The sequence below is a fragment of the Xenophilus sp. Marseille-Q4582 genome, from assembly GCF_916700565.1.
Taxonomy (GTDB): domain Bacteria; phylum Pseudomonadota; class Gammaproteobacteria; order Burkholderiales; family Burkholderiaceae_C; genus Xenophilus.
The window spans coordinates 408,890-421,884 of the sequence record NZ_CAKAKO010000003.1 but is presented as its reverse complement, the minus strand read 5'-3'; the positions used below and the strand labels follow the sequence as shown (position 1 = coordinate 421,884).

Below are 12,995 nucleotides of genomic sequence, written 5' to 3'. Positions count from 1 at the left end.
ACGGGATGCGCACAAGGCTCAAGGCGTGGGAGCGAGAACTGGTATCGATGCACGAGCGCCTGGGCGGCTTGTTCCGCCGTTCGGAGCCGCGCCAGCGCAGCCTGGCATACCTCCAGGGGCTGCTCGGCAGCGTTGAGCGCAAGAACGGCTGGCAGCTGGCCGAGTGGATTGGCGAGGCCACGCCCGATGGCGTGCAGCACCTTCTGGAGCGCGCCGTGTGGGACGCCGACGCGGCACGGGACGTGCTGCGCAGCTACGTGGCCGAACATCTTGGCGACCGCGAAGGCGTGCTGATCGTCGACGAGACGGGCTTCCTGAAAAAGGGAGTGCACTCCGCGGGCGTGCAGCGCCAGTACAGCGGCACGGCCGGGCGCATCGAGAACTGCCAGATCGGGGTGTTCCTGTGCTACGCCGGGCGTGGGGCCAGCGCCTTCATCGACCGTGAGTTGTACGTGCCGCGCCAGTGGAGTGCTGATCGCCAACGCTGCGATGCGGCGGGCATCCCGGCGTCTGTGGAATTCGCGACCAAGCCCAGGCTGGCGCGCCAGATGATCGAGCGGGCGCTGGATGCCGGTGTCCCCTGCGGGTGGGTCACAGGCGACGAGGTCTACGGTGGCGACCGGCACCTGCGGCTGTGGTTGGAGTCGCGCGAGCAGCCCTTCGTGCTGGCGGTGGCCTGCAATGAGCCGCTGTGGTGGCAAGGCCCGAAGTCGGTGAAGGCCGAGTCGATTGCAGGTAGCCTGAGGCTGCAAGCCTGGAAACGCCTGTCGGCAGGGCCCGGTGCCAAAGGAGAGCGGCTCTACGACTGGGCGCTGGCGCCGCTGTGGCGCTTGCAGTTGACGCCACAGGAGCAACGCTGGGGACACTACCTGCTGGTGCGGCGCAGTCTCGATGAAAAGCGTGAGCTGGCCTACTACGTGGTGTTTGCGCCGCGTGCCAAGGCCAAGCTGGGCAAGCTGGTTCAGATCGCTGGCAGGCGCTGGGAGATCGAGATCGGGTTCGAAGCGGCCAAGGGCGAGTGTGGGCTGGACCAATACGAGGTGCGCCGCTGGCAGGGCTGGTATCGGCACATCACGCTGTCGCTGCTGGCGCACGCGGTGCTGGCGGTACTCAGGAGTGCGGAGAAAAAAAACGCCGGAGGACCTGATCGAGTTGAGCGTGCCTGAACTGCGCAGGCTGCTGGCCGGGCTGGTGTGGCCGGGCGAACAGCACTTCGGCCATGTCCTGCACTGGTCGCTGTGGCGACGAAGGCATCAGCACAGGGCACGTGCGTGCCACTACCGCCGCAGAGGACATGCTCCTCCATAAGTACGGCTGTAGTACTAACGCCCGACGCGGGTGGCGGGCCCGTGGCGGGCGACGCCGCCCCGATTGGTGCCGTTCATGGGCCGGGTTGTTGCGGCCGCCGGCCTGCACGGGCGGCGGGGCGCCCCTACATTCCAGGGATTGGAGATTCCCGCCATGAGCACCCCGACCCCACGCCTGCCCACCTACTTCGTTTCCCACGGCGGCGGCCCCTGGCCCTGGATGAAGGCCGAGATGGGCGACACCTACGCGAAGCTGGAGGCCGCGCTGGCCGACATGCCGCGCCAGATCGGCGGCAAGCCGCGCGCCATCCTCATGGTGTCGGCTCACTGGGAGCGGCCGGGCTTCACCGTGCAGGCGCATCCTCGGCCGCCCATGGTCTACGACTACGGTGGCTTTCCGCCCCACACCTACAGCGTGCGCTATGACGCGCCGGGCGACCCGGCGCTGGCCCAGCGCGTGCTGGGCCTGCTGCAGGCGGCCGGTCTGCCCGCCGCGCTGGACGCCGAGCGCGGCTATGACCACGGCATGTTCTCGCCCATGAAGGCGATCTACCCCGAGGCCGACGTGCCGGTGGTGCAGCTGTCCCTGAAGAAGGGCCTGGACCCAGCCGAACACCTGGCCCTGGGCCGCGCGCTGGCGCCGCTGCGCGACGAGGGCGTGCTGATCATCGGCAGCGGCCTGAGCTACCACAACCTGCGCGCCTTCGGGCCGCAGGCGGCCGCCCCGTCGCGCGCCTTCGACGACTGGCTGCAGCAAGCCGTGGTGCACGGCACGCCGACCGAGCGCACGCAGCGGCTGATCGACTGGGCGCAGGCACCGGCCGCGCGCATCGCGCATCCGCGTGAAGAGCACCTGCTGCCGCTGATGGTGGCCGTAGGCGCGGCCGAGGCCGAGGCGGGCCATTGCGTGTACCACGAGAGCGCCTTCATGGGCGGGCTCACGGTGTCGAGCTTCCGCTTCGGCGCGCCGGCCGTCGGCTGAGCCGCGCCCATCGTCCACGCAGGGGCGCGCGCTATGCCGCGCCGGTGGCGCCGGGCCCAGCGCGGCGGCCCGCGGCGGCCGGGGCCGCCCCCAGGCGCGGGGGCCAGTGCGCCGCGTCGGCGAAGTGCGCGGCCAGCGCGTCGACCATGGCGCGCAGCACGGGCGTCATCTGCCGGCGCGTGGCAAAGATGGCATGGATGCCCAGGCTCTGGAGCCGGTAGCCGGGCAGCAGCTGCACCAGCGCGCCGCTGGCCAGCAGCGGCGCGGCGGCGTAGGCCGGCTGCATGCTGATGCCCGTGCCTTCCACGGCGGCGGCCAGCAGCACCTGCGACTCGTTGGCACTCAGCGAGCCGCCCACCGGCACGCTGAGCGGCTCGCCCCGTGCATCGGTGAACTCCCACAGGCTGCGGCTGAAATAGGCATAGGTCAGGCAGCGGTGCAGCGCCAGGTCGGCCGGGCGCAGGGGCTGGCCGTGGGCCGCCACGTAGGCGGGCGAGGCGCAGACCACCGAGTCGCACTCGCCCAGCCGGCGCGCGATCAGGTTCGGGTCCAGGTCGTTGGTGATGCGAATCGCCAGGTCGATGCGCTCTTCCACCAGGTTCACCGCGCGCGCGTCGATGCGCAGGTCGATGGCGGCCTGCGGGTGCCGCTGCAGGAAGCGGTGCACCACACCGGCCAGCACGGTCTGCGCCAGCGACTGCGAACAGGCCACGCGCAGCAGGCCGCGCACCGGTTCCTCGCCATCGGCCGCCGGCAGCGCCACGTCGGCCGCGACGTCCAGCAACTGCCGGCAGCGCGCCAGCGTCTGCTCGCCGGCGGGTGTCAGGCTCAGCCGCCGCGTGGTCCGGTGCAGCAGCCGCGCGCCGGCCCATTGCTCCATCTGCGCCAGGTAGCGCGTGACCATGGCGCGCGACATGTCCAGCGCCTGCGCCGCGGCAGCCATGCTGCCGCGCTCGGCAATCTGCACGAACACTTCGGCGGCGGTGAGGCGGTCCATGATTCCATCGATCGATGCAACAAAGAAGCGCATCCTAGGCGGTATTTCGAGCGATCTGATCAACCTACGATGCGGCCCATGGAAACGACTTCGGCCGCTGCGCTCACGCTGCATTACCTCTACGACCCGCTGTGCGGCTGGTGCTACGCCGCCGCGCCATTGGTGCGGGCCGCGCGCGGACTTCCGGGGCTGCAGTTGCAGGCCCATGGCGGCGGCATGCTGGCCGGCGCGAACCGCCGGCCCGTCACCCCCGCGTGGCGCGAGTACGTGCTGCCGCACGACCGGCGCATCGCCGAGCTGAGCGGCCAGCCTTTCGGCGAGGCGTACTTCGAAGGCCTGCTGCGCGACACCGGCGCCGTGCTCGATTCGGCACCGCCCCTCACCGCCGTGCTGGCGGCCGACGCGGTGGCCGGCCGGGGCCTGGACATGATCGAGCGCGTGCAGCGCGCCCACTATGTCGAGGGCCGCCGCATCGCCGATCCGGCCGTGCTGCGGGCCCTGGCCGAGGAACTGGGCCTGCCCGCGGTCGCCTTTGCCGAGGCCCTGCAGCGCCTTGCGGGCGCCGCCACCCAGGCCCACATCGGCGACAGCCGTCGCTGGCTGGCGCGTGCCCAGGGTTCGGGTTTTCCCACCTTTGCGATTCAGGACACGGGCGGCGCATTGGAGGTGCTGGACACCGGCCACTGGCTGGGCCGGCCGGCTGCATGGCGCGTGCACCTGCAAGGCCGGATCGAGCGGGCGCAGGCCCGGGCTTCGTCGGCCCCCTCGCCACCGGGCCGCGCGCCCGTCAGCCCCGCGTCGACGGCCGCTGCCTGTGACGAACGCGGCTGCGCGCTCTGACGTTCGTGACTCCCTTTGCTTCGCTTCCTCATCCTTCGTTCAACCCCAGGAGTTCTCTCATGAGCCACATCGTTCTGCTCGGCATCACCGGCCGCGCCGGTTCCCGCATCGCCACCGAACTGCTGCAGCGCGGCCACACCGTGACGGGCATCGCTCGCCACGTGTCCCAAGTGCCGGCGCAAAAGGGCCTGACGCTGGTGGCGGCCGACGCCACGAACGCCGACACGCTGGCGCCGCTGCTGAAGGGCCACGACGCCGTGGTCAGCGCCACGCGCTTTGCCGACGGCATCACCGCGCCCACGCTGCTGGCCGCCGCCAGGGAAGCGGGCGTGAAGCGGGTGCTGGTCGTCGGCGGCGCCGGCAGCCTGGAAGTGGCGCCCGGCGTGGCGCTGATCGACACGCCCGAGTTCCCGCAGGCCTACAAGGCCGAAGCCGGCGCGGGCCGCGACTTCCTGAACGTGCTGCGCGGCGAGACCGCCATCGACTGGACCTTCCTGTCGCCCGCCGCGCTGTTCGAGCCCGGCGAGCGCACGGGCCGGTTCCGCCTGGGCGGCGACCGGTTCATGGCCGATGCGCAGGGCCACAGCCGCATCTCGATGGAGGACTACGCCATCGCGCTGGTGGACGAGATCGAGGCGCCCAAGCACTCGCGCCAGCGCTTCGCCGTCGCGTACTGACTGACTGACTGACGCCCGCGTGCCCGGCGCCCGGTGCGTCGAGCCGCCATGCGCGTTCACACCCGGGCCCGCGCGCCCGCCTACTTTGGCTTCGCCGGGTCTTCGGGCACCGTGTTTTCGGAAACCTTCTTCCAGTTCAGGCCGTCCGTGGAGCGGTAGGTGCCGCCCGTGGCGCAGCAGCCGCCCGCGCCCACGGCCATGCGGCCCACGGTGACCGTCAGGGTGCCCTGATGGAAGAACATGCCCTCGCGCTGGCACGCGGTCCAGAAGGGGTAGAAGTCGGGCGCCATCACGCTCTGCCATTGCACCTCGCCGCTCTTGGCGCGTTCGACGCGGTACACCTCGCAGTCATGCAGCAGCAGCGTCATGCGCTGACCGGCCAACTCGCCTTCGAAGATGTTTTCGGCCGGCGCCTCGCGCAGGGCGATGGCCTGCGGGGTCATCAGCGGGTCGGGCGTCGAAAAGACGAACTTCACGACGTCGCAGCCCGTGAGGCCGCCTAGCACGAGGAGCAGTGGTCCGCCGAGGCGAAAGAGTTTGGTTGGCATGGCTCCGAGCATGCCAGCAACTGCGAAGCGCCCCATGGCACCTGTGCATTCACGCGGCATCGCACCCGTGCCAGGCGCCTGCCCTGACACCCCCTCTGCATGCGAACATGGGCCATGCCCCGCCCCGCCTTCCTTGCCTCCGCCCTGCTGGCCGCGAGCCTGCTGCTGGGCGGCTGTGCCGTGGTCGACCACGAGCAGCGGCGCTGGATCTTCATGCCCAGCGACCGCCCCTGGCCGCCCGGCGAGGCGGCGGCCGTGGGCATGCAGGACGTCTGGATCGACTACGTGTCGCAGCACCCCGAGCAGCCCGGCCAGCCCGTGCGCCTGCATGGCCTGTGGCTGGCGCAACCGCAGGCCGATGCGCCGGTGCTGCTCTTCCTGCACGGCGTGCACTGGGACGTGCGCGCCAGCGCCACGCGCATCCGGCAGCTGCATCGGCAGGGCTTTTCGGTGCTGGGCATCGACTACCGGGGCTTCGGCCGCAGCAGCGAGGCCATGCCCTCCGAGACCCTGGTGGCCGAAGACGCGCGCGCGGCCTGGGACTGGCTGGCGCGCGAGCACCCCCAGGCGCGGCGATTCATCTTCGGCCATTCGCTGGGCGCTGCGGTGGCGGTGCGGCTGGCGGCCGAGGTGCCCGACGAAGCCGGCCTGATCGTCGAGGGCGCCTTCACCTCCTCGCTGGACGTGGTGCGCAGCACGCGCTGGGGCTGGCTGCCCATCGCACCGCTGCTCACGCAGCATTTCGACGCCGCCTCGCGCATCGCCGAGGTGGGCTCGCCGCTGCTGGTGGTGCATGCCGCCAACGACACCATGATCTCGCCCGCGCTGGGCCGGGCCCTGTATGAGCGGGCGCTGCCGCCCAAGCGCTTCGTGCTGGTCGACGGCGCCGTGCACGAGGACGCCGACACCGTGGGCGAGCAGGCCTATCGCGAGGCGCTGCGGGAGATGTTCGGCATCGGGGAGTGAGCCGGGCCTGTCATGGCGCCTGTCCTGGCCGGGACGAGGCTGGGGCCCTTTCACCGCGAGGCAGCCCAGGCGCTGCGCAGGGCGGCGCAGGCGTGGCGGATCCAGGCCTCGACCTCGTCCGGGCGGCGGCCGAGGTCATCGGGTTTCAGGCCCAGGTAGGCCGCCCGCGCATCGGCCAGCACGGCGCGGTGCGCGGCGGGCAGGCGTTCCAGCCACCAGGCCGCAGCCACGTCCTTGGGCGCGATGCCGCCGGTTGCGGCGGTGAAGTGGATGCGCGCCAGTGCCAGCACCACGTTGCGTTCGTCGCCGGCCCAGTCGGCGGGCGCATTCCACTGGGCCACGGTGTCCTGCAGCGCCTGCCGCAGGTCCGCAGGCGGCACCGCCGGCAGCAGCGCCGAGGCCTCGGGCCCGCGCAGCGCCATGCTCTTCTGGCGTGCCTGCGTCAGCAGCACGGCCAGGTCCGGGTCCGCCATGGGGGGCTCGACGCGGCCGGCCTCCAACTCTTCGCGCAGCCATTCGCCGAACTGCAATTCGCGCCGCGCAGGGTACTGCCAGGGGTGCAGCGCGGGCAGTGCAAGAACCGTCACTTCCAGCGGCCGGCGGCCCGATGCGGCCTCGCCGGCCGGGGCCGACACGGCCAGCAGCGCGCGCATCAAGGCCGCGCGGGCGGCTTCGTCGGGGGCTTCCTGCACGCTGACCAGCAGGTCGATGTCGCTGCGCGGCTTCAACCCGCCGTCGATGGCGGAACCGAAGAGATGCACGGCGGCGATCCGCGCCGGTCCGAGGTGCGCATCGAGCACGGCCAGCGCTGCGTCCAGCTGCGCGGTGATGTCATGAGGAAGGAGGATCGGCATCCGACGATGTTAGGCAAGGCACCCGCCACAATCGGTCCGCCGCCCGGGGCGCCCGGGGCACTGAGCCCTAAAGGCTCTGCGCCATGCGCAGCAGCGCCACCATGCCGGGGTCGTCCAGGCCGAGGGTCTTGTCCGCGAACATGCGGGCGCGGCCGATGCGGTTGGGCCGGTCGCGGAAGGCATCGAGCGCGGCCTGGGCCGCGTCGCAGGCGATGGGGCGCAGGGCGACGCCGTCGGGCGCTTCGGCCAGCGCCTGCTGCACGGCATGCAGGCTGTCCAGCACGGTCTTGTCGCCCAGGCGGGCGCCGCCGCGCGCGGCCAGCGTGTCGACGACCTCGCCCAGCAGCGCGGCCAGGGTCGCGCGGTCCAGCGCTTCGATGCCGGCGCAGCGCTTGGCGCTGGTCATCAGCGCCACCGTGAGCAGGGTGCCGAAGCTGGAGCCCGAGGCCTTCGCGCAGGCCTGCGCGCAGCGCCCTGGAGAAGGATGCGCAGGCCGTGGACTGGGGGTTGCACGACCTGATGGTGGACAGCATCGGCAACGAGATCCTGTCGGAAATCTACCGCGTCAACAGCCTGCACGTGCGGCTGATCCGCTACGACGCCGATTCCATGCGGCCCATGCAGGTGGTGCCCGCCATGCGCGAGCACCTCGAGTTCCTGCGCACGCTGCAGGCCGGTGACCGCGCCGGTGCCCTGGCGCGGATGATGAGCCACATCGAGCAGTCCAAGCACCGCGTGCTGTCCGGCATGCTGCAGGGCGGGGCGCCGCTGGCCGCTTAGCCCGTGAACACGCCCAGGCGCCGGCCATTGGGCGCCATGCGAGCGCGCGCGGGAATTCGATGCGCTGCCGACGCGCTGGCGTGGCTGAGCGGCACCTTCTCAACCTGGCGCAACTTTTCCCTGAGACTGCTGTGCCAGTGAAGCGGCCAGGAAATCGACGAAGGTACGCACCCGCGCCGCGAGCTGATGGCGTGAGGGATAGACGGCGTAGATGTCGGCGTCGGGCGTGTGGTAGCGCCGCAGAACCTGCACCAGCCGGCCGCTGCGCAGATGGCGGGCAATGTCCCATTCGGCCCGCATCAGGATGCCGTGCCCGTCCAGCGCCCAGTTCACCGCGATCTCGCCGTCGTTGGTCGTCAGCGTGCCGCGCGTCTTGACCGCGTGGGTCGACGCGCCCCGGCCCTGGCCCCTGGAGAGGCGCCAGAGCCCGTAGGCTTCCTCCCCCTGCCGGATGCCGATGCAGTTGTGCCGCATCAAGTCGTCGGGCACCTTGGGCGCCCCATGTCTGGCCAGGTAGGCCGGCGCAGCGCACAGCAGGCGCCGGTTGGCCACCAGGCGCCGGGCGATGACGCGCGAATCCGGTGGCGCGCCGAAGCGCACGCAGACGTCGAAGGCGTCTTCGGTCAATGGCGGCGGGTTCACGGAAAGCTGGAGCTGGACTTCCATCTGCGGGTACCTGCGCGCGAACTTCGAGATCATGGGCGCGACATGGCTGCGGCCGAAGCCCAGCGTGGCGTTGACGCGCAGCAGCCCCTTGGGTTCGGCGCCGGCCGCGCCCAGCAGCTCGCCCATGCCCTCGATGTCGGCCAGGATCCGCCGCGCATGCGCGAGGTAGAGCTCGCCCTCGGGCGTCAGGCTCATGCGCCGCGTGGAGCGCACGACCAGGTTCACGCGCAGCCGCGCCTCCATCTGCGCCAGATGCTTACTCACCGCGGAGGTGGTGACGCCCAGCTCGCGGCCCGCGGCGCTCAGGCTGCCGGCAGCCGCCAGGGTGGAGAAGAAGCCAAGGTCCGCCGGGTTGATTTCATGGGGCATGCGCGACCGATTGTTGAGTTGAAGTTGATAAAGCCTTGAATCTAGAGGTGTGCCGCGCGACTGTCGAGTGCTTAGAGTGCCAGCCATCCCATTCATAGACACAGACCCTTCATGAAGATCTACAAGATAGCCACCATTCCCGGCGACGGCATCGGCAAGGAGGTCGTGCCGGCCGGCCGGGAAGTGCTGCAGGCGCTGGCGGCGGCAAGCGACAGCTTCCGTTTCGAGTTCGAGGACTTCGGTTGGGGCGGCGACTGGTTCCGCGCCCACGGAGAAATGATGCCGGCCAACGGCCTGGAGGCGCTCAAGGGCAAGGACGCGATCCTGTTCGGCTCGGCCGGCGATCCGCACATCCCCGACCACATCACGCTGTGGGGGCTGCGCCTGAAGATCTGCCAGGGCTTCGACCAGTACGCCAACGTGCGGCCCACGCGCGTGCTGCCGGGCATCGACGCGCCGCTCAAGCGCTGTGGCCCGAAGGATCTGGACTGGGTGATCGTGCGCGAGAACTCCGAAGGCGAATACTCGGGCGTGGGCGGCCGCGTGCACCAGGGCCACTCCATCGAGGTCGCGACGGACGTGAGCATGATGACCCGTGCTGGCGTGGAGCGGATCATGCGCTACGCATTCAGGCTCGCGCAGTCACGGCCGCGCAAGCAGCTCACGGTTGTCACCAAGAGCAATGCGCAGCGCCATGCGATGGTGATGTGGGACGAGATCGCGGTGCAGATCAGCCAGGAGTTCCCCGACGTGCGCTGGGACAAGGAGCTGGTGGACGCGATGACGGCGCGCATGGTCAACAAGCCGGCCACGCTGGACACCATCGTGGCCACCAACCTGCACGCCGACATCCTCAGCGACCTGGCCGCCGCGCTGGCCGGCAGCCTGGGCATCGCGCCCACGGGCAACATCGATCCCGAGCGCCGCTACCCCTCGATGTTCGAGCCCATCCACGGCTCGGCCTTCGACATCATGGGCCAGGGCCTGGCCAATCCGGTAGGCACGTTCTGGTCGGTGGTGATGTTGCTGGAACATCTGGGTGAAGCCGAAGCCGCGGCGCAGGTGATGCAGGCCATCGAGGCGGTCACGGCCGACGCCTCGCTGCACACGCGGGACCTGGGCGGCCAGGCCACCACGGCCGAGGTCACGCGGGCCATGACCACGTTCCTGGCTGCTGGCGGCTGTCGCTAGGTGGCCTGAGCCCGCCGCGGCGTTGGCCGCGACCTTTCAAGAAAAAGCGATCCTCGGCACCAGGGCTTCCCGGGCCGGGCGAGATGCAAGGAGACACAACCATGAAGCCTTCGTTCCCCTTCACGCGCCGCCGCGTGATCCAGCTTGCGGCCGCGACGACCGGTGCGAGCCTCGCGCCCTTTGCGCTGGGCCAGGATGCCTGGCCGTCGAAGCCGATCAGCATCGTCGTGCCCTTCCCATCGGGTGGCACCACCGACGTGCTCGCGCGTGCCCTCGCCGATGCCCTGTCCAGGAGCCTGGGGCAGGCCGTCATCGTCGAGAGCAAGCCCGGCGCCGGCGCCACGCTGGGCGCAGATTACGTGGCCAAGGCGAAGCCGGATGGCTACACCCTGCTGATGGGCGCCGTGCACCACACCATCGCCACGAGCGTCTACAAGACGCTGTCCTACGATTTCCAGAAGGACCTGACGCCCGTCACCACCGTGGCGATGGTGCCCAACGTGCTGGTGGTGAATGCGGCGCTGACACCTTCGAAGAGCGTCGCCGAGCTGGTCAGCCTCGCCAAGGGCTCGAAGACCGAGCTGGCCTATGGCTCCAACGGCAACGGCACGGCCCAGCACCTGATCGGCACCCAGTTCCAGGCCAGCACCGGCACGCGGCTGCTGCACGTGCCGTACAAGGGCAGCGGCCCGCTGACCACCGACCTGCTGGGGGGCCAGGTGGCACTGTCCTTCGACACGATCACGCCGGTGCTGCAGCACATCAAGAGCGGAAAGCTGCGCGCGCTCGCCGTGACGACGGCCCGTCGCTCCTCGGTGCTGCCGGATGTGCCCACGCTGGAGGAGGCCGGTCTCAAGGGCTTCGACATCGGCACCTGGTTCGGTGTGCTGGCCCCGGCCGCCACGCCCAGAGAGGTGGTGGCCAGGCTCAACGCCGAGATGGTGAAGATCATCAAGTCGCCGGACTTCGCGCAGCGCATGCAGGCCATCGGCGCCGATCCGATCGGAGACAGCTCCCGCGAGATGGCCGAGCGCATCAGCGCCGAGACCGTCAAGTTCGCCAGGCTGGTCAAGGACGGCAACATCACGGTGAACTGAGCCCCGGCGTGCCAGGCCGCCGCATCCCTGAACGCTCCTGTCCCTGGCGCTTCGGTGCAGGCTCGGTGCTGCCCGCGGCAGGCATGGGTGCGTGATCCGAATCTGCAACCAAGAAGGAGACACGATGAAGCGCAGAACAACGAGTCGGCGGGTCCTGGTCCTGGCGGCGGCCGCGGCCCTCGGCGGTGCCCTGACGCTGGCGGCATGCGGGGGCGGGGGAGGCGGCTCCGACTGGGGCTGGGCCTGGCAGGTGCCGGGCAATGGCGCTGGCGCTGGCGACGGCGGCGGGCAGGAGCCGCCGCCCTCGGCGCCACCGCTGGTCCAGTCGCAATTCGAGCTTCACATGGAGGCCTCCCGTCTGAACACCGGCGGCGATCCCCTGATGGCGCACCCGTGGCGGGCGTTCTACTGCAACCTCTCGGACGACAACAATGCCATCGTGCTGGCCGAACGCCAGAAGAACAGCATCCGCGTGCCATTGACGCAGCTTTTCGACGACGTCTGGTACATCGGCACCGAGTATGTCGGCCAGTACATCCTGCGCGACCAGAACGGTTTCGTCATGGTGGATGGCGGCAACAGCGCGCAGGAGATGCGCGACTACAACCTTCCCGCGCTCACCGAACTGGGCTGGGGAGCCGGCGCACCGTTGCACGGCGTGTTGATCACGCACGGTCACCGCGACCACGATGGCGGCGCGCTGGAACTCAAGAACGCCACCGGCGCGGCCATCTACCTGGGCTCGGCGGACGCGGCGGGCAAGGACTACGCGCCCCTGACGCTGGACTCGATGATCCAGGAACCGTATGACATCATCGTGGGCGGGCGGACCATCACCGTCCTGGCCACGCCGGGCCACACCGCCGGCGCGACCGGCTTCGTCGTGCGGGCCAAGGATGGCGGCAAGGACGTGAAGCTGTTCGTCTCGGGCGGCTCGTCGCTGTCGACCGAGAACATTCCCCTGATCCAGGGCTACCTCCGGTCCATGGAGCGCACCTACGAGCTGGTCAAGAGCCTGAAGATCGACACGGCATCGAACCCGCACATCTACTGGGACGGTTCGCGCGAGCTGATCTACAGGATCCCGCAGGAGGGGCTGAAGTCGCCCAGCCAGTTCATCATCGGCAACGACAAGCTGCTGCGCGCGATGGCGATCGGACGCGAGTGCACGGCAGCCTGGCTGGCGCGCAAGGACCCGTCCGCCCAGGTGCCGGTGTGGCGCGTGAGCAGCACCCACTTCCTGGCCGGCAGCCCCTCGCCCAACCGCATCACGGCCCGTGTGAACAATGGCTGGGGGCCCGTGGCGGGCCAGGCGGTGACCTTCGCCACCGAGCGTGGTGAAGCGCTTTGCTCAGGCGTGACGGACAAGGCGGGTGTCGCGAGCTGTCCGGTCCCCACGCCCTCGCTGGCTGCGGGCACGGATCGGCTGATCGCCACGTTCCCGGGCGCCAGCTCGGCCGAGGTGGTCGAGCTGGCCAGTGAAAGCAGTGCCTTGTTCGAGGACACGGCGGCCCTCGTGTGCCGTGACCTCGGCGAGGCCAGGAAGGCCGCAGGCACCCGCCAGGGCGAGGCGGGCTATGACGCGCGGTTTGACATGGACGGCGACGGCACGATCACGCGGGAGGACCTTCAGCAGATCGCGGACCTGGCCCCCGCCGGGACCCGTTGCGACGCGTAGCGCCTGCCGGCGCAGCCAGCGCGCGCAGAAAGCAAAAAAAGGC

The 12,995-nt window shown here is 70.4% G+C and carries 14 protein-coding genes; 9 read left to right on the top strand and 5 right to left on the bottom strand.

Features of this window, described 5'->3' with window-relative positions; genetic code table 11:
• Positions 1–5 precede the first annotated feature (5 nt).
• Both LG388_RS12500 and LG388_RS12495 read left to right on the top strand, forming a co-directional pair.
• Complete coding sequence (locus tag LG388_RS12500; RefSeq protein ID WP_225783061.1) at positions 6–1,166, top strand: IS701 family transposase; 1,161 nt, start codon at positions 6–8, stop codon at positions 1,164–1,166.
• A 295-nt stretch (positions 1,167–1,461) separates the two neighbouring features.
• A complete protein-coding gene (locus LG388_RS12495; RefSeq protein WP_225783060.1) occupies positions 1,462–2,289 on the top strand; it encodes a class III extradiol ring-cleavage dioxygenase in 828 nt (275 codons plus the stop codon).
• A 31-nt stretch (positions 2,290–2,320) separates the two neighbouring features.
• On the opposite strand, the gene LG388_RS12490 is transcribed toward LG388_RS12495, so the two are convergent.
• The gene (locus tag LG388_RS12490) at positions 2,321–3,286 is read right to left on the bottom strand and encodes a LysR family transcriptional regulator (protein WP_225783059.1); all 966 of its coding nucleotides are present in this window, start codon (positions 3,284–3,286) and stop codon (positions 2,321–2,323) included.
• A 78-nt stretch (positions 3,287–3,364) separates the two neighbouring features.
• On the opposite strand from LG388_RS12490, the gene LG388_RS12485 reads away from it, so the two are divergent.
• Positions 3,365–4,126, top strand: coding sequence for a DsbA family protein (locus LG388_RS12485; RefSeq protein WP_225783058.1), 762 nt, complete (start codon positions 3,365–3,367; stop codon positions 4,124–4,126).
• Between the two features lie 59 nt (positions 4,127–4,185).
• Positions 4,186–4,803, top strand: coding sequence for an NAD(P)-dependent oxidoreductase (locus LG388_RS12480; RefSeq protein ID WP_225783057.1), 618 nt, complete (start codon positions 4,186–4,188; stop codon positions 4,801–4,803).
• Between the two features lie 80 nt (positions 4,804–4,883).
• On the opposite strand, the gene LG388_RS12475 is transcribed toward LG388_RS12480, so the two are convergent.
• Entirely contained in the window at positions 4,884–5,351 is a 468-nt protein-coding gene (locus tag LG388_RS12475; protein ID WP_225783056.1) for a hypothetical protein, read from the bottom strand.
• Positions 5,352–5,465: 114 nt separating this feature from the next.
• On the opposite strand from LG388_RS12475, the gene LG388_RS12470 reads away from it, so the two are divergent.
• Entirely contained in the window at positions 5,466–6,317 is an 852-nt protein-coding gene (locus LG388_RS12470) for an alpha/beta hydrolase (RefSeq protein ID WP_225783055.1), read from the top strand.
• A gap of 50 nt (positions 6,318–6,367) precedes the next feature.
• On the opposite strand, the gene LG388_RS12465 is transcribed toward LG388_RS12470, so the two are convergent.
• Together LG388_RS12465 and LG388_RS12460 are read right to left on the bottom strand one after the other, a co-directional pair.
• Positions 6,368–7,171: an aminoglycoside adenylyltransferase family protein gene (locus LG388_RS12465; RefSeq protein ID WP_225783054.1), complete on the bottom strand. Its 804-nt coding sequence runs from the start codon at positions 7,169–7,171 to the stop codon at positions 6,368–6,370.
• A gap of 67 nt (positions 7,172–7,238) precedes the next feature.
• Positions 7,239–7,586, bottom strand: a complete 348-nt coding sequence (locus tag LG388_RS12460; protein WP_225783053.1) for a DAK2 domain-containing protein — start codon at positions 7,584–7,586, stop codon at positions 7,239–7,241.
• Between the two features lie 59 nt (positions 7,587–7,645).
• Here LG388_RS12460 and LG388_RS12455 point away from each other — a divergent pair, with 59 nt between their 5' ends.
• Entirely contained in the window at positions 7,646–7,951 is a 306-nt protein-coding gene (locus tag LG388_RS12455) for an FCD domain-containing protein (RefSeq protein ID WP_225783592.1), read from the top strand.
• Between the two features lie 99 nt (positions 7,952–8,050).
• Here LG388_RS12455 and LG388_RS12450 read toward each other — a convergent pair whose 3' ends face one another.
• The gene (locus tag LG388_RS12450; protein WP_225783052.1) at positions 8,051–8,986 is read right to left on the bottom strand and encodes a LysR substrate-binding domain-containing protein; all 936 of its coding nucleotides are present in this window, start codon (positions 8,984–8,986) and stop codon (positions 8,051–8,053) included.
• Between the two features lie 111 nt (positions 8,987–9,097).
• Here LG388_RS12450 and LG388_RS12445 point away from each other — a divergent pair, with 111 nt between their 5' ends.
• The 3 genes from LG388_RS12445 to LG388_RS12435 all read left to right on the top strand — a co-directional run bounded on the left by LG388_RS12445 (position 9,098) and on the right by LG388_RS12435 (position 12,952).
• Entirely contained in the window at positions 9,098–10,177 is a 1,080-nt protein-coding gene (locus LG388_RS12445) for a tartrate dehydrogenase (protein ID WP_225783051.1), read from the top strand.
• 101 nt (positions 10,178–10,278) lie between these two features.
• Positions 10,279–11,274: a tripartite tricarboxylate transporter substrate binding protein gene (locus tag LG388_RS12440; protein ID WP_225783050.1), complete on the top strand. Its 996-nt coding sequence runs from the start codon at positions 10,279–10,281 to the stop codon at positions 11,272–11,274.
• A gap of 124 nt (positions 11,275–11,398) precedes the next feature.
• On the top strand, positions 11,399–12,952 hold the full coding sequence (locus LG388_RS12435) for an MBL fold metallo-hydrolase (protein ID WP_225783049.1): 1,554 nt from the start codon (positions 11,399–11,401) through the stop codon (positions 12,950–12,952).
• Positions 12,953–12,995 lie beyond the last annotated feature (43 nt).